This is a genomic window from Paracidobacterium acidisoli (assembly GCF_003428625.2).
GTDB lineage: Bacteria > Acidobacteriota > Terriglobia > Terriglobales > Acidobacteriaceae > Paracidobacterium > Paracidobacterium acidisoli.
The window spans coordinates 114,001-128,786 of sequence record NZ_QVQT02000001.1 but is presented as its reverse complement, the minus strand read 5'-3'; the positions used below and the strand labels follow the sequence as shown (position 1 = coordinate 128,786).

General features: G+C 60.2%; 8 protein-coding genes. 3 read left to right on the top strand and 5 right to left on the bottom strand.

Annotated features, from left to right (window positions below; all coding sequences use genetic code 11):
- Position 1 precedes the first annotated feature (1 nt).
- The 4 genes from D0Y96_RS00540 to D0Y96_RS00525 all read right to left on the bottom strand — a co-directional run bounded on the left by D0Y96_RS00540 (position 2) and on the right by D0Y96_RS00525 (position 9,857).
- Positions 2 to 3,403 (bottom strand): DUF5107 domain-containing protein, encoded by a 3,402-nt coding sequence (locus D0Y96_RS00540; protein ID WP_117297202.1) that lies wholly within the window; start codon positions 3,401 to 3,403, stop codon positions 2 to 4.
- Positions 3,404 to 3,931: 528 nt separating this feature from the next.
- Positions 3,932 to 5,383 carry an efflux transporter outer membrane subunit gene (locus D0Y96_RS00535; RefSeq protein WP_117297200.1) on the bottom strand — a complete coding sequence of 484 codons (1,452 nt, stop codon included), beginning with the start codon at positions 5,381 to 5,383 and terminating at the stop codon, positions 3,932 to 3,934.
- Entirely contained in the window at positions 5,380 to 6,678 is a 1,299-nt protein-coding gene (locus D0Y96_RS00530; protein ID WP_252263358.1) for an efflux RND transporter periplasmic adaptor subunit, read from the bottom strand. The genes D0Y96_RS00535 and D0Y96_RS00530 overlap by 4 nt, the downstream gene beginning before the upstream one ends.
- A complete protein-coding gene (locus tag D0Y96_RS00525) occupies positions 6,675 to 9,857 on the bottom strand; it encodes an efflux RND transporter permease subunit (RefSeq protein WP_117297196.1) in 3,183 nt (1,060 codons plus the stop codon). The genes D0Y96_RS00530 and D0Y96_RS00525 overlap by 4 nt, the downstream gene beginning before the upstream one ends.
- Positions 9,858 to 10,136: 279 nt before the next feature.
- On the opposite strand from D0Y96_RS00525, the gene D0Y96_RS00520 reads away from it, so the two are divergent.
- Positions 10,137 to 11,081, top strand: coding sequence for a LysR substrate-binding domain-containing protein (locus tag D0Y96_RS00520; protein ID WP_117297194.1), 945 nt, complete (start codon positions 10,137 to 10,139; stop codon positions 11,079 to 11,081).
- Between the two features lie 24 nt (positions 11,082 to 11,105).
- Here the strand turns inward: D0Y96_RS00520 and D0Y96_RS00515 are convergent, their stop codons facing one another.
- Positions 11,106 to 12,341 (bottom strand): FAD-dependent oxidoreductase, encoded by a 1,236-nt coding sequence (locus tag D0Y96_RS00515; protein WP_117297192.1) that lies wholly within the window; start codon positions 12,339 to 12,341, stop codon positions 11,106 to 11,108.
- A 154-nt stretch (positions 12,342 to 12,495) separates the two neighbouring features.
- Between D0Y96_RS00515 and D0Y96_RS00510 the strand changes: the two genes are divergently transcribed.
- Together D0Y96_RS00510 and hemW are read left to right on the top strand one after the other, a co-directional pair.
- A complete protein-coding gene (locus D0Y96_RS00510; protein WP_117297190.1) occupies positions 12,496 to 13,455 on the top strand; it encodes an aldo/keto reductase in 960 nt (319 codons plus the stop codon).
- Between the two features lie 104 nt (positions 13,456 to 13,559).
- Positions 13,560 to 14,759: a radical SAM family heme chaperone HemW gene (gene hemW, locus D0Y96_RS00505; protein WP_117297188.1), complete on the top strand. Its 1,200-nt coding sequence runs from the start codon at positions 13,560 to 13,562 to the stop codon at positions 14,757 to 14,759.
- The last annotated feature ends 27 nt before the right edge of the window (positions 14,760 to 14,786 follow it).

Genomic DNA, 14,786 nt, shown 5'->3' with positions numbered 1-14,786 from the left:
CTTACCCTTCAAGCGACCGCAGCAGATCGAGAGCGCCGGTGTGGCTGTGATCGAGCTCCAGTATCTGCAGGAGCAGGCATCGGCTTTCATCGGCGCTGCCGAGCCCGAGCAGGGCCTGTGCCTTCAGAAAGAGAACAGTGATGTCCTGACGCGCCTGGAGGTCTTCTTCGAAGAGGAGCATAGCCGGCAGCGAAGTAGCAAAGTAGTCGATTTTGGGCGTCTGCAGCGAAAGCTCCACGGCAAAGTCGTGAATCTTCCGGAAGAGCGCGCGCGATTCTTCGATCCGACCCAGCTTCGCAAGCGCCACGGCGCTCCAGCAGGTCATCTCAGAGATCGGCTGCACCTGCATCTGCTGGAAATCGGCCTTCTGCCGCGCAGCGCGCTCAAGATGTGCGACCGACTGGCACTCCATCCCGCTTTCAGAGTATGCGATACCGAGCCAGTAATCGATCATGCTGAGATTCATCAGCAGATGCCGCGCCTCGCTGATGCTCTGCGGCGGGTTCCAGGCGCGCTCAAGAAAGAGCAGCGCCTGCTTTGCGTTTCCCTGTTTCAGAGCCTGCTGTGCCTGCAGAATATTGGCTCGAACAAACTGAGACAGTACCTGTCCTTCTCCACCTTCCCAGGGCTGAAAGTGACGGGAGAGCAATATCTCGAGAGCGAACTCAGGCTGGCCGGTGCTGTTGTAGAGCGAGGCCATCTCGACCGAAAGGTCATCTCGCTTCTCCACAAGCTCGCGATGCTTTTCGAGCATTGTCAGACGCTGCTGCAATGGCTCACCGGCGCGTTTGAGAAGCTGATCCTGTTCAAAGAGGATTCGTGCATCTTCAGGAGCTGTGGCACGCGCGTGAGCAAATGCATTGAGTGCGCGACGGGTGTCATGCAGCTCGTTGTAATATCCAAAGCCCAGATTGCGCCACGCAATCGGAAATTCCGGATCGAGCTCAGCAGCGCGCTCCCACAGCGTGATGGCCTCACGATGGCGGAGACGGTCATAAAGAAGATTTCCAAGATAGTAGGGCGCCCGCGCGTCCATCGGGTTCAGGTGAATCGCTTCTTCAAGAAGGAGCAACTCTTCGAGGCGTCCTGGAAATACGTAGTCGCTGGTCGTTTCGGCAGCTTCGCGATATGCCTGCATGCTCTCCGCGTCCTGACGAAGCAGGCGCAGAATATGAGCTTTGGCATAGGACAGCATCGCCGTGGAGCCATCGGTCTCTTTCACAGGAGAGGCCGATGCAACAAGCAGGGCTTCTTCGGAAAGACCCGCGCGGAGCAGATCGAATACCAGGTCCAGACGCTGTTGCCCGCTTGCCGGAAGGCTCCTGTTTGCGAGAAACCGGCTGAAGGTGTCGAGCGGATCGAGACGGCTTGTTTCGCGAAGAAGATCAGCAGCATCTGCGCCTCGGCCCAGTTTGCCGAGAATGATGGTTTTGAGATTGCGGGCGTTCAGATTATCGGCATCAACGCGCAGTGAGCGCTCGATGTGATCCAGAGCCTTGTTCCACTCATGATTTCTGCAGTCGATTTCGGCAAGACGATGATACGCAGGGCCGCGCCATGCAGCATTCCACGTGGATTTGTAGAAAGCTGCATATGCCTCTTCCATGCGATTCAGGTAAGAGAGCGTCTGCCCAAGATGGTAGTGCGGTTCGCCGTCACAGGGGTTGGGGTTGCGCTCGGTCAGGCGCGCAATTGCAGTGCGCAGGTGTTGCTCTGCGAGAGCGGATTCACCGCGCCGCAGATGCCAGCGTCCAAGAGCGTGATTGGCGCGGCTGTCTTTCGCATCACGGCGGAGAGCTTCCTGCCAGTACACTTCAGGGCTGCGAGTGGGATGCCGGTACTGTTCAAGATGCAGACCGATCAGGAAGAGCTCGTCTGCCGTGGCCACGTCTTCGGGAAGAGGCGGCTCCGTTGCCACCTCGGGCTTATCTGCCGGAAGAATCTCGTTCGGCGCATAGCGAAGAAGCGTCTTTCCGGATTGCTCGACAAGAACCTCGAGATCGCCGCTGGCTGAAGTTGTGATCGTGTGATGGAGCGGAGATGCAACGCACAGATCGCCCTTCCAGCAGCCCGCGCTTTTTCCGTCGATCCACACCGTCACCTGGCATGCTGGCCGCTCGCTGGTTACCTGCAGATGCAGCCGGATCTCCGTGCCTGTGTGCTCGACACGAATGGCCGCATCGAGATTCGCAAGGTCAGGAACACCGATTTCGCGGATCGGATACCAGAACTGGCTGAAGGTCTTCGTCTCGCCGGGAGCGAGGAACGAGAAGTCGGGCTGATTGTCCGTGTACACGCCGGCCATCAGCTCGATGTACGGACCATCTGCATCCGTCAGGCTTCTGTCCCAGGCGTATCCAAACTCGTGATTGCCCCAGGTCCACTGCTTCTTTCCCGGGGAAATATGGTGGTTTGCATAATGCACGAGACCGGCATTGTATTTGTGATCGTAGCCGCCGGTGAAGTCTCCCTTCGATCCGGCGATCATGTAGCTGGTCGGCACCGGGATATTCGCATACCAGCTCAGATCGTTCGGAGGGTAAGAACCATCGGGCTCAAAATGAGCGGGTCGCTCTTCCTCGGGAACTCCGTGCAGCGCACGCTCGCCATAATCGACGCCATAATACTTTCCCTGGCTGAGAGGGAACTCGGTGATGGCGCGTTTCGCGTGATCGGCTACATAGTGAACGTCCTTCGGGAAGAAGGACTGGTACTGCTCATGAACGCGCGTGGCCACATTGGCCCACCAGAGGAACGTCTGCGTCTCAGCCGTACGGTTGTAGAGCCGCACACGAAGCTCGAGATAAGCTTTTCCCGAACGAAGGCAGAGACCATGCATGCCCTTCATGTGCGACATGGGGTCATGATCGCTGCACCACACGGTCACGCTTCCATCTTCATCGCGCTCGATGACTGTTTCGACCGGCATGAACGTCGCAGGGCGATGATGCTGAGGCCAGTTCAGCTCCACGCCGCCGGAGATCCATGGACCGGCAAGACCCACCAGCGCGGGCTTGATCACGTTCTGCCGGTAAAAGAAGTCGTAATTATTCAGCTTGTCCAGGCCAACGTGAATCCGTCCGCCGATTTCAGGCAGAACCATGAACCGCACGAACTCATTCTCGAGATGGATCGCCCGCCAGCTAACGTCCTGTGGCTCGGTGTCGACACGATCGATCACCGGAAGCGGATACACACGGCCGCTGCTGCCCTGATAGACGCGCTTTTCAAGAAACAGAGGATTGCGATCCGGAGGGCCGGGAGCATAAGTGCGCATGACCACCGGCTCTTCCCAGGCCTTCACTGGTCCTGACTCGGAAGCCGGCGCCTGAGGCAGCTGCAGCTTCGCGGCAGAGTCCTGGAGGATGTCATCTCTTTCCGGCGATATCGCTTTTTGCAGCATCGTCGTCTTTCTCTCCGATCGGGCCCAGCGGAACCAGAATACTGCAGCCTCCGCATGATGCTCGTCGCTGAAAAGTGGCTTATTCCGGTTACGGATTGTTATCGTTACCGGAAAACAATAAGTTTTTATCGACTGGAATGTCAAGGGCTTATATGTTGCTATGGAAAAGCAGGAAACTCTGAATACTGCGCCGCATTCTTCTCTGTCAGAGGGAGAGCGAACGAAAGTGCGTTCGACTGATGAGGAAGGCCCCCGCAGCAGGAGGCATCATGTAATTTGGAACAGGCGGAATTACATTCATCCGAAATTTTGTTTGACAGTGGTAACGATAACGGAATATGTTGATCGGCGTTGCAATGCATCTGTCTTCGGGTGTATTGCGCTCATTCCCGCCGGCAGCCGCAGGGAAATAACAGATCAGTACAGAACGGTTTTATAGCGACCGGGGTTTGGGATCATGGAAGCCCCGGTCGTCTTTGTCGCGAAGAGGATTTCAGCATTGATACGGATGCCTGTGCAGGCTCACGCTTACAGCTTCGGCAGCTGCGAGGTATCCCATCCACCACCGAGAGCCTTGATCAGCAGCACACTCGAATCCATGCGGCGGCGCATGATGTCGATGCTGTTCCGCTCGTTGGCAAGGTAGGTGGTCTGCGCGGTAATCACCTGCAGGTAGTTGTCCACACCGCCTTCGTACCGGTTGTCGAACAGCTGCAGCGATTCCTGCGCGGAGGCAGTCGCCTGATTCTGCTGCTGCGCTTCCTGCTCCAGTACACGCAGCGCCGCCAGATTGTCTTCGACTTCCATGAATGCAGTTAAAGAGGTCTGCCGATAGGTAGCGACCGCGGCATCATAGCCGGCGAGGGCGGATTCCGAAGTGGCTCTGCGTCTGCCTCCATCGAAGATCGTCTGGGCGAGTGTGGGGCCGACGGCCCAGAAGCGGCTTGGCCAGTTCATCCAGTTGGCGATGGTGGTCCCTTCAAAGCCGCCCTCAGCACTGAGCGTAAGGTCGGGGAAGTAAGCGCTGCGTGCGATGCCGATCTGCTCGTTCGCTTCGCCCATGCGCCGTTCGCTGGCGGCAATGTCGGGCCGTCGCTGCAGCAGCTCAGAAGGCACGCCCGCGGGAATGACCGGCGGCTCGGCATGCAGCGGTGTCAGTGCGAGCGAGAACTGCGCAGGAGGCTTGCCGATCAGGATGGCGACGGCGTGTTCAAACTGCGCGCGCTGCACGCCGATGTCCGTATCCTGCACCTGCGCCGCGTCGAGCTGTGTCTGCGCCTGGGCCACATCGGACTTTGGTGAGGCGCCGCCCTCGAAGCGGTTGGTCGTCAGCCGCAGAGCGTCTTCGTAATCTTTTACCGTCTGATCAAGCAACTGCTTCTGCGCGTCAGCACTGCGCAATTCAAAGTAGTCGATGGCCAGCTCGGCATGCAGGCTCAGGCTCGCCGTCTGCAGATCGGCCGCGGAGGCCTGTGCCTCCTCCCGGGAGGCGGTAACTTCACGGCGGATCTTTCCCCAGAGATCGATCTCCCAGGAGAGATCGACCGGCAACACGAAGTCGCCGGTGCCGTTGTTTGCTGCGGTCTGCGAAAAGTAAGGGCGGTTCGGTGACAGGCGCTCGTTCGTGATGGAAGGCGCAGTGCCGATCGTCGGCGCCTCTCCTGCGCGGCTGAAGCGGACCATGGCGCGCGCCTCGCGATAGTGCGCTTCGGCAACTTTCAGATCCTGGTTAGAAGCGGTCACCTGCTCTTCGAGAGTGTTCAGCTGTGGGTCGCCAAAGATCTCCCACCATTTGCCGCGCAGCGACTGATCCTGCGGCTGCGCGTTCTTCCAGCCATCCGTGCCCTGCCATGAGGCCGGAGCCGGTTCCTTATATGCGGGAGCCGTTGCCACATCGGGCCGATGATACCTGGGGCCAACCATGCAGCCAGCGAGCAATAAAAGGGCAGCCGATCCGGCAGCCGGTCCGAGCCTCTTCATTGCGCGTTGCCTTCCTGCGGATCGGACGCAATCTGCACGCGCATGCCGCTCTCGATCGAATCAGCAGGATTTACGATCACTTCGTCTGCCGGCTGTAGTCCGGCAATCACTTCAACGCTGCTGCCGTAATCGCGCCCAATCTGTATCGGAACCAGCTCCGCTTTTCCGTTCCGCACCACCGCCACGCGCAGACCCTCCGCGCGGAACAGCAGAGTATTGGCGGGAATGACGAGCGATTCGGACGCGAGAGCGCTCTTCGTCGCTTCCTTTTCTGAAGAAAGACGGAAGTGGACGAAGGCATAGGCGCCGGGCATGATTTTGCCGGATGCATTATCGATATCGACTTCGACATTCAGGGTACGGGTCGCAGAGTTAATCGCGCTGGAGTTGCGTACGATCGTGCCCTGAAATACCTGTCCTGGATATTCGTCAAAGGTTACCGGCTCTGTTGCGCCGTCACGCGCGGCCGAGGCATCGATCTCAGGCACGGCGACAAAGACGCGGAGCTTACGAATTGCGGCAAGGTGGAAGAGCTCCTGCGGCGTTGTGTTGGCGCCGGCTGCAATCAGCGCGCCGATATCGGTATTGCGCGCGGTGATCACGCCGTCGAAGGGAGCGTAGATCTTTTCAAAGGACTGCAGCTGCTCCAGCCGGTGCACATTCGCAAGCTGGGCATCGACGGTGGCCTGCTTCGCGGCAGCGTCGCTCACGGCCTGATCGGTCTCCTGCTTCGAGACAGAATTCGTCTTCAGAAGGTTCTGCCAGCGGACGGCCGTCGTCTTCGCCAGCTGCGCGTTGGCCTCAGCCGTCTTCAGATCGGCGCGTGCCTGATCGAGCTGCTGATCCACTTCCGGTGTCTCGATGGTCGCCAGAAGCTGTCCCTGCCGGACGTGGGCGCCGATGTCCGCATACCACTGCTTCAGGTAGCCGCTGGTGCGGGCGTAGATCGGCGTATCGATGAAGGCCTGCACATTGCCGGGCAGCGCAATCTCCTGTGTCTTCGAATCGCCTGCCGGATGCACCACCAGCACGGAGGGAATCGCCGCCCTCTCCGTCACCGTGGTCAGTCTGGTCTCTTCCGCCGCGCGCGCGCGGATGCCGAAATAGATGGCCGCGCCAAGCGCCACCACGCCCAGAACTGCGACGATCAGGAGCCACTTTGTGCCGCCTCCCGATGAGGCGTTCTCTCCGTTCGCGTCATCACTCCCATCGTGATTCGCGTTCAGGCCTTCGTTCCGGCTCTCCAGCTCCTCCACCGGCGTCTCCACTCTGTTCATCCCCCTTTCGGTTCTCATGCGTGCAGCGGCTCCTGTCGGTCGTCCGCGATTGGCTGCGCTTCCGCTGCCCCGCCTCTTCCATGCAGAAGACTGAAGACAGCAGGTACAAAAATCAGCGTTGCCACGGTTGCGCAGAACAGGCCGCCGATGACGGCCCGGCCCAGCGGCGCATTCTGCTCGCCGCCGTCGCCCAGTCCCAGAGCCATCGGCACCATGCCGATAATCATGGCGAGCGCGGTCATCAGCACCGGGCGAAAGCGCGTCGCGCCGGCTTCCACCGCGGCCCGCACCGCATCACCGTGCAGCTGCAGTCGCTCCCGCGCAAACGAGACCACCAGAATGCTGTTGGCCGTGGCCACGCCCATGCACATAATGGCTCCCATCAGCGCCGGCACGCTCAGCGTGGTGCGCGTAAGAAACAGAAAGACCACAATGCCGGCCAGCGCCGCGGGCAGCGCCGTGATGATGATGAACGGATCGAGCCACGACTGAAAGTTCACCACGATCAGCATGTAGACAAGAACGATGGCGAAGCCAAGACCGGCCAGCAGTCCTTCATAAGAGCTGCGCATGGTCTGCACCTGGCCGCGAACGGTGATGAACGTGCCGCGCGGCAGCGCCTTTTCATTTTCCCGCACGATGCGCGTTACATCGCGGCTCACCGCGCCCAGATCGCGGTCCTGCACGGAGCCGTAGATATCCACCACGCGCCGGATGTTGTAGTGCGAAATGACCGCCATCTCATGCGAGCGATGAATCGTGGCCAGATCGCCCAGAATCTCCGGCGTTGTCTGCTGCCGTCCTGCGGCGCTCATCGGGATATTTTCGAGGGCTCCCAGCGACTGCATGCGGTATTGCGGTGTCTGCGCCACCAGCGGGTAATTCACGCCGTTCTTCCAGTTCAGGAAGAACAGCGGATTGATCTGGAAGCTGCCGCTCAGCGTATTGAGCACGCTCTGCGTCACATCCCGTGCGGTGTAGCCGGCTTCGAGGGCTTTGGTGCGGTCCACGTCGATATCGAGCGTGGGATAGTTCATCGGCTGCTGCACGCGCAGATCGGTCAGGCCCGGCACCTGGCGAAGCTGGCTCATCATTTTGTCCGCAATCTGATGGCTGATGTCCACATCGTTTCCTTCGACCTGCACGTCGATCGGAGCCGGCAGGCCGAAGTTCAGAATCTGCGTCACGATATCGGCCGGCAGGAAGTAGAAGGTCACATCGGGGAACTCGCGCGGCAGCTCGCGGCGAAGATCGCGGACATAATCGGCCGTGGGATGATGATGCTCGCGCAGCGAGACGAGGATGTCCGCATCGCCTGCGCCGATGGTGCCCGAGGTCATGTGCATCGTGTTCATGCCGCTGTAGGGCATGCCAATGTTATCGAGGATGTTGTCCATCTCCCGTTCGGGAATCTCTTTGCGGATGGAGTTCTCAATCAGGTCGCAGAGGCGGGCTGTCTCCTCGATGCGCAGGCCGGTGCGGCCGCGAATGTGAAGGATGAACTCACCGCTGTCGGTGCTGGGGAAGAAGTCCTGGCCGAGCCACGGAGCCAGCAGAAAAGCGCACAGACAGATGCCAAGAAACGAAGGCACAAAGATTCGGCGGTGCCCGACCAGTTTCTCCAGCAGTCCGCGATAGCTGAGCCGCGCCCGCTCGAAGATGCGCTCGAAGCCTCTCTGGAAACGGGCGAAGATGTTCCTTGAGGTATAGCCGTGCTCCTTTGCCTTCAGAAGATAAAGGGCCAGTGTCGGCACCAGCGTTCTTGAAAGCACATACGAGGCCAGCATGGCGAAGACCACCGCTTCGGCCAGCGGAACAAACAGATAACGAGCCACGCCCTCGAGCAGAAACATGGGCAGAAAGACGATGCAGATGCACAGCGTGGAGACCAGCGCCGGAGTTGCGATCTGCGCCGCGCCTTCGAGGATGGCGTCATACAGCAGATGGCCCTCTTCGAGATAGCGCTCGATATTCTCGATCGTTACCGTGGCGTCGTCGACGAGAATGCCGACGGCCAGCGCGAGGCCGCCCAGCGTCATGATGTTGATCGTTTCGTGCAGCAGACCCAGGACAGTGATCGAGCTGAGGATCGACAGCGGGATCGATACTGCGATGATCAGCGTGCTGCGCCAGCTTCCCAGAAAGAGCAGAATCATCAGCCCCGTCAGCGCCGCGGCAATCACCGCTTCACGGATCACTCCACTCACCGCGCTGCGCACAAAGATCGACTGATCGGCGATCGGAACGATGTTCAGCTGTGGCGGAACGATGGTGCGGAGACGCGGAAGCGTGGCGCGGATGCCCTTCACCACATCCAGCGTGGACGCATTACCGGCCTTCAGAACCGTGATCAGTACGCCGCGATGCCCGTTCTGCCGCACGGCATTCGTCTGCACCTGGAAGCCATCGCTGACGGTGGCGACATCTCTCAGGTAGATGGTGGTGCTGTCCACCTGCTTTACGGGAATATCGTTCAGTTCGGCAACGGTGCTGATGTAGCTGTTCAGCCGGACGTCGTATTCGTTCTCGCCCATCTTCATGGTGCCGGCCGGCAGCACCACGTTCTGCGCATTGATCGCGTTCAGGATGTCGATGGGGGAAACGCCCTTGGCCTGCATCAGGTTCGGGTCCATGTTGATCATCACCTGACGCTGTTTGCCGCCGTAGGGCAGCGGAAGCACAGCTCCCGGAACCGTTACCAGCTGCGGACGCACGAAGTTCTGGCCCATATCGTTGAGCTGCTGTTCCGACAGGCCGCTGCCGGAGAGGCCGAGCTGCAGAATCGGCACACTCGATGCGCTGAAGTTGATGATCTCCGGAGGCTGAATGCCTGGAGGCAGCTCCTTGAGCAGATACTGCGACGCTGCGGTGACCTGGGCATTTGCCGTGTCAAGGCTGGCGCCCGGCTGCAGGAAGACCTTGATGACCGCTTCGCCGTTGTACGTGGTCGACTCGGTGTGCTGAATGTTGTCGACCAGCGTGGTCAGAGCTTTTTCATAAGCCGTGGTCAGACGCCCTTCCACGTTCTCCGCATCGAGACCGGTGTAGGTCCACGCCACCGAGATCACCGGAATATTGATGTTGGGGAAGATGTCCGTCGGTGTGCGCAGAATGACGACCGGGCTGACGATAAGAATCAGCAGCGCCAGAACAATAAATGTATACGGTCGATTGAGCGCTACCTTAACGATCCACATGTCGTATGTTCACTCCCGCTTCCATGACCGATGCCGCCTGAAAGTGCATGGCAGGCGAATGCAGCCGAAAGCACGGCCGGCGCCGTATTGGCCATCCCGCAATGGCCGTTGCGTTGCTGAAATGAGGCAGTCAAAGCTCGCGGAAAGCCATACCGGGGACTCCTGTCCGGAGCATGCAAAGGCCGAAAGAACTCTGTAATGATTTGACCAGCTTACGACGGGATGGCTTCAAAGTTTGTGCCGACGCGTCCCATCGGTATTTCCGATAGGATAGCAGACATGGAACTGCGGCATCTCCGCTACTTCTGTGCCGTGGCCGAGCGCAAAGGGTTCAGCCATGCGGCTCGCCATCTGTATGTCTCGCAGTCGGCCATCAGCGAACAGATCGGCGACCTTGAAAGCGAGATCGGCGTAACGCTGCTCGACCGCTCGCAGCGACAGGTGCGTCTCACCCGCCATGGAGAGATATTTCTTGCCGAAGCGCGCAGGATTCTCGCTTCCGCCGATCGTGCCGTGGAGATGGCGCAGCGCTCCATGCGCGATGAAGTGGGGCGTCTTGCGATTGGCTTCTTTGCCTGGGGAACCGGCGCCTTTTTCCCGCAGATCATTCGCGAGTTTCGCAGGCGCTACCCGGGTGTGCAGCTCTCGCTGCATGAAATGCACGCCGCCGAACAATCGGAGGCGCTCGTCGAGCGAAAGATCGATATCGGTTTTACCCGGCCGCTGGAGCCGCCCTTCGATCTGACCCTGCGCTCCGAGCCGCTCTACCGCGATCCGATCGTTGCCGCGCTGCCCAGGGAGCACCCGCTCGTGCCGGGGCCCATTCCGCTGGACAGTCTGGCGGGAGAGGATTTCGTTCTCTGCAATCGTGAGACCTCGCCCACACTCTTCGACACCATCATCTCGATCTGCCGCCGCGCCGGATTTTCGCCGCGCATTGCGCATACGGCCTCTCGCTGGTCGGCTGTGCTGACGCTGGTCGAGGCGGGAGAAGGAGTGGGCCTGGTTCCGGCCGGTCTTTGGTCGCTGATGTCGAGCCAGGTGGTCAGCTGCCGTATTCGTCCCAATACCGCGCATCTTGGAGTGGTGATGGCGTGGTCTCCTGAGAATGAAACCGGCATGCAGCGTGCGTTTCTTCGCCTGGTCCGCGAGATGAAGCCCACCATCAAACAGCTGCTGCGGCAACGCCACACGCTGTACTGCGATGAGGACGCCATCGGCTGAACAGACGGACGCGATCCGATGCTTTCAGCTTTTGCGAAGAAACGGTGCAGCGTGCTCGGGGCGAAAGCCCATGCCAAAGACTCTGGCGGGAATGCGGCGAAGAAATGGAAGGCGCTGCACCGCTTTCAGCGCGAAGGGAACCTCGTTCTTTGGCGAAGCATCCGACAATGCATGCGCCAGAATATTGTTCTGGATGAAGATCTGCAGGCTCTGCGTCATCTTCGTCGGCCATTCGCGCCGGCGCTGAACCGATGCGAGCGCATCGGGCGATGGAGCTCCGCCGCGCAGCGGTTGCGCCAGCAGATTCGCAGCCGCGACCGCATCCTGAATGGCAAGATTGATGCCCACTCCGCCCACGGGCGACATGGCATGAGCCGCATCGCCGATGCACAAAAAGCCCGGCTTTGACCACTGCTTCAGCCGGTTCACCGTTACCGTCAGCAGCTTGATTTTGTCCCAGTCATTCAGCTCCGCGATGCGATCTGCGGCGAAGGGAGCCAGAGACAGAATCTCCCTGCGAAAAGCATCGAGGCCGGCGCTGCGAATGGCTTCATACCCATTTTTCGGCACGACGAAGGCGCACTGCCAGTAATCGCCGCGGTTGATCATCACCAGGATATGGCCCGTGGCAAACCGCCCGCCGGTGGCTTCCGGATCGTCAGGGTGACGCGGCAGGCGCATCCACAGCACGTCAATCGGCGCGCCGCGATCGATCACCTCCAGCCCGGCGGCGCGGCGCAGGTCGGAGTGGCGGCCATCGGCGGCAACAACCAGATTGGCCGAAATCTCCTGCGGCCCATCGTTGCTTTCCGCGCGCAGACCCGTCACTTTCCCATCTTTTTCCACCAGCTCCACGGCGCGCGTTTCCATGCACAGCGCAAAGTGGGGAAACTGCTTTGCCTGTTCGGCGATGAAGTTCAGAAAATCCCACTGCGGCATCAGCGCGATGAATTTGCAGTGCAGGGGCAGGTGGGAAAAGTCGGCGACCGCGATCTCTTTCCCTCCGATCACTGCGTTCAGCTCCTGAATCTTCTGGTGAGGCCGCATGAGAAACGCATCGAGCAGGCCCAGCTCGTGCATGATTTCGAGCGTCGACGGATGCACGGTATCTCCGCGAAAGTCGCGCAGAAAGTCTGCGTGCTTCTCCAGCACGACAACCGGAACGCCCGCGCGCGCCAGCAGATAACCGAGCACCATACCCGCAGGACCGCCTCCGGCAATGCAGCAGCGCGTACGTGTCGAAGCCGAAGCAGAAATCATGAAGCACGCCTCCTTACAGGGGATGCAGATACGGTCTCGTGCGATGTGCTGGCGCGGCAGCCGCTTGTCCGCTCCGTTGTTCCATCGTCTATGCTGGGCTGTAGTCTGTAAACGTCATTTTTCCTGGCACATCATCTTTAAGGAGTACTTCGCGATGCAGAAGAGAACACTCGGTTCATCGGGTCCGGCAGTCCCTCCCATCGTTCTCGGCGGCAATGTTTATGGCTGGACGCTCTCTGAAGCCGACACCTTCCATCAGCTCGATCGCGCGCTCGACGCCGGTCTCAACTTTGTGGATACCGCCGACGTGTACTCCCGATGGGTTCCCGGCCATCAGGGAGGCGAGTCGGAGACGATTCTTGGCCGCTGGTTTGCAAAGAGCGGACATCGCAGCCAGGTCATTCTCGCGACCAAAGTCGGCATGGATATGGGCGATGGCCGCAAGGGTCTGAAGGCGGCCTACATCGAACAGGCCGTCGAAGACTCTCTGCGCCGCCTGCAGACCGACTACATCGATCTTTATCAGGCGCACAGCGATGATAAGGAGACGCCGCTCGAAGAGACGCTTGGCGCTTTTGACAAGCTGGTGAAGGCGGGCAAGGTTCGTTATCTCGGCGCGTCGAACTACTCCGGCCTGCGGCTCGCCGAAGCTCTGGAGACGAGCAAAAAGCACGGCTTCGCCAGCTACATCTCGCTGCAGCCGCATTACAACCTGATGGAGCGGCACGACTTTGAGACGGATCTGCTGCCGGTGGTGCAGCAGTACGGCATCGGAGTGATTCCGTACTTCTCGCTTGCGGCCGGTTTCCTTACCGGCAAGTACCGCGGTGCGGGAGACGCGGCGAAGGCGGCGCGCGGAGCGATGGTGCAGAAGTATCTCAACGATCGCGGCTTCGCCGTGGTGGATGCGCTGACGGAGATTGCCGAAGGACTGCAGTCGACGCCGGCGCGGGTTGCGCTTGCGTGGCTGCTGGCCCAGCCCGGTATCACCGCTCCCATTGCCAGCGCCACCAATGATCGCCAGCTCGATGATCTGGCCGCTGCGGCGGACCTGAAACTGGACGCCGGTGCGCTTCGCCGGCTGGACGAAGTCAGCACTCCTGTGTCGGCGTAATTTTTATTGTTTGTGCCCGCGCTCTGAAGGGAACAGCTTCAGGGCGCGGCCTGCCTTTGCCCGGCATAACAGCCGATTCCCGCGCAGTGCAACAATAGAGGCAGATGGAAACGCTCGGCCTCTACATTTCGGTGCCGTTCTGCCGCTCGAAGTGCACCTACTGCAACTTCGCTTCAGGCGTCTTTCCGTCGAGCTACTTCGAACAATACACCGCGCGGCTGGAAGCGGATCTTCATACGGCGCGTGCGCAGGCTGCGGCGTGGGGCGCTGTTCTGCCTGCGGCTGCGGATACGATCTACTTCGGCGGTGGCACTCCGTCTATTCTGCCCGCGGAGCTGGTGCGCCGGATCTTCTCTGCGATCCGTGGCGAGCTGACGGTCATGCCGGATGCGGAGATAACCGTCGAATGTGCGCCCGGCCAGCTTGAGGAGGCCACGCTTGCCGCCTTCGCTGCGGCGGGCGTGAATCGCATCAGCTTCGGCGTCCAGTCCTTCATCGACCGCGAGGCCGCGCTTACCGGACGCCTGCATAACCGCGCCATCGCTCTTGAAGACATTCGCCGCGTGCGCACCGCGGGAATCAGCAATATCAGCCTCGACCTGATCGCAGGTCTTCCTGGACAGACGGCCGCTTCCTGGCGCGAGTCGCTGGCTGTTCTTGCGGACACCGGCGTAGACCATGCCAGTATCTACATGCTCGAAGTGGATGACGATTCGCGTCTGGGCCGTGAGATTGGTATCGGCGGCCTGCGCTATCACGCAGTCGAGATTCCCTCCGACGATGCGATCGCCGATTTTTATATAGAGGGTGTTGCCTTTCTGGCCGGGCAGGGAATGATGCAGTACGAGATCTCCAACTTTGTCCGGACGGGTGCACAAGCCGATCACTCATCCCGTCACAACCTGAAGTACTGGCAGCGTGCGCCGTATCTGGGCATCGGTGTCGATGCGCACTCCATGCTGCGAACCGGCGCGGGGCAGGCGCTGCGCTTTGCCACGACAGATGAACTGGAGCCGTTTCTTGCTGCTGCGGGATGGAACGAGCCGCACTGGCTTACGCGCAGGGAAGAGCTGGAAGAGGCGTGGTTTCTCGGGCTGCGTCTGAATCAGGGTGTCAGCCTGACCGCTCTGTGTGAGGAGTTTGGCGCGGAGAATGTCGGCGAATATGTCGGAAGACTGCGCGAGCTGGAATCTGAGGGCCTTGTCGTGCGCTCCCGGGACCATGTGGCGCTGACCGCGCAGGGGCGTCTGCTGTCGAACGAGGTCTTCGGAAGGTTTCTGGAAGAGCGGGCCGCCGCAGTCTGAGAAAGTGCCTGCCCAGGAAGGCTTCTC

Bases quoted from the DNA above. Each gene is read 5' to 3' on its own strand.
- D0Y96_RS00540 (WP_117297202.1), bottom strand. From the start codon at position 3,403: ATGCTGCAAAAAGCGATATCGCCGGAAAGAGATGACATCCTCCAGGAC.
- D0Y96_RS00535 (WP_117297200.1), bottom strand. From the start codon at position 5,383: ATGAAGAGGCTCGGACCGGCTGCCGGATCGGCTGCCCTTTTATTGCTC.
- D0Y96_RS00530 (WP_252263358.1), bottom strand. From the start codon at position 6,678: ATGAGAACCGAAAGGGGGATGAACAGAGTGGAGACGCCGGTGGAGGAG.
- D0Y96_RS00525 (WP_117297196.1), bottom strand. From the start codon at position 9,857: ATGTGGATCGTTAAGGTAGCGCTCAATCGACCGTATACATTTATTGTT.
- D0Y96_RS00520 (WP_117297194.1), top strand. From the start codon at position 10,137: ATGGAACTGCGGCATCTCCGCTACTTCTGTGCCGTGGCCGAGCGCAAA.
- D0Y96_RS00515 (WP_117297192.1), bottom strand. From the start codon at position 12,341: ATGATTTCTGCTTCGGCTTCGACACGTACGCGCTGCTGCATTGCCGGA.
- D0Y96_RS00510 (WP_117297190.1), top strand. From the start codon at position 12,496: ATGCAGAAGAGAACACTCGGTTCATCGGGTCCGGCAGTCCCTCCCATC.
- hemW (WP_117297188.1), top strand. From the start codon at position 13,560: ATGGAAACGCTCGGCCTCTACATTTCGGTGCCGTTCTGCCGCTCGAAG.